This window comes from Lentzea sp. NPDC060358 (assembly GCF_042725365.1).
In the GTDB taxonomy this organism is placed as follows: domain Bacteria; phylum Actinomycetota; class Actinomycetes; order Mycobacteriales; family Pseudonocardiaceae; genus Lentzea.
This window is the reverse complement of record NZ_JBHXCW010000467.1, coordinates 1-1522: the sequence shown is the minus strand read 5'-3', so window position 1 is coordinate 1522 and position 1522 is coordinate 1. Positions and strand designations below refer to the sequence as shown.

At 68.3% G+C, this 1522-nt stretch carries 1 protein-coding gene; it reads right to left on the bottom strand.

Annotation, left to right across the window (positions count from 1 at the left end; genetic code table 11):
• Positions 1-1258: glucuronoxylanase (locus tag ACFWGZ_RS40935; protein WP_382456962.1), on the bottom strand; the 1258-nt coding region annotated here is incomplete at its 3' end.
• Between the last annotated feature and the right edge of the window lie 264 nt (positions 1259-1522).

The following is a 1522-nucleotide window of genomic DNA, read 5'->3' as shown; positions in this document are numbered from 1 at the left end:
GGACGAACGTCCTGATGCTGCGGGCCGGCAGCTGGGCGTTGAACGTCCCGCCGGTGATCGTGAAGTCGTTGTAGTGCGCGAGGTTCGCGCTCGCGCTCGTCAGCCAGGTCGAGGCCGTCGCGTTCCCGGTGTCGCGGATGGTGAACACGTGGTCGACCGGTGAGGTGTTCTTGTTGATGGCCACGATCACGAGCCTGGCCCCGCTCTTGAACGCCGAGATGTAGACGTTCGACTGCGGGTTCGCGGTCGCGGTGATCCGCGAGTAGCCGGGCCGCACCCACTTCGCGAAGTGCGCCATGTTGGCGCCGCGCTTGCTGATCTGCCCGTCCTCGCGCATGGGCCCGTAGGAGCGGCGGATGTACCACCACACGTAGGTCTGGAACCGGCCGTCCACCAGCGCCCGGTGGATGTGCTCGCCCACGTCGAGCGCCTGCGGCCACAGGTCGGCGTTGTCGCTGCTGTTGGGGTGGTAGACCTCGGTCATCCACAGCTCCTTGCCGGCACCCCTCTGCTGGAAGAGCGGGTAGGGGAAGTCGCCCGGCTGGGTGCCGTAGAGGTGCGCGCCGATGATGTCCACGTTCGCGAGCGCGGTGACGTCGTTGAGGATCGGGTCGGAGAGGTTCTTGCGGTACTGGAACGACTCCGGCGCGATGACCCGCGCGTTGATCGAGCCCGCGTTCTCGCGCAGGAACCGGACGATCTCGCTGGACGTCCACGCCGTCCACTCCTGCGCGTAGTCCGGCTCGTTCTGCACGGAGATGCCGTAGAGGCTGACACCGTTGCTCGCCATGAAGGCGACGAAGTCGTTGAGGTGCTGCGCGTAGGCGCCGTAGGAGGAGTAGCGCAGCCGCTTGCCGCCGGAGAAGGACTCCGTCATCGACGCGGGCGGGTTCCACGGCGAGGCGATGACCTTGGCCCCGAGCTCGGCCGCCCGCCGCGCCGTGGCCACCTCCCGGCTCCAGTTGGCCCGGTCCTCGTGGACGGGGATCCGCAGCACGGTGAACCCGAGCTGCCCCGCGCCGTTGCCGAAGGCGGTCTCGCGCTGGGCGGCGGTCAGGTCGCTGATCCAGACGGTGTGGTTCATGCCGCCGAAGCCGAGGATCGTCTGCTGCACGTTCGACGGCTCGACCACCACCGACGTCGCCGCGGACGCCGGTGTCGCCGCCGCGAGCACCGGCAGCGCGGCGCCCGCGGCCAGCAGCGTTCGCCGGCGCACGGGATGGGGGTCGGTGTCCGAGTGGCCTCGACGTTCCGTCATGACGTCTCCAGGGAGTTGATCTCGTTCAGGACCGGGATGACTCGAATGTCCGACCGGCCGCCTGCGCCTACGGCGGGACGAAAACCCTGGAATCAGTCGTAACAGCGGTCGTGCGTGACGGTCAAGGCGTTCGACAATCGAACGAGTCGAATACCGGAAATGGATTTCGGAAAGGGGCTCCGCGCGTTTCGGCGTACGCGAATCCCGGTGCCGCGACCTCCACGGCGAAGGGGTGCCGGGAGACCGCCCCGGCACCCCTTCGTC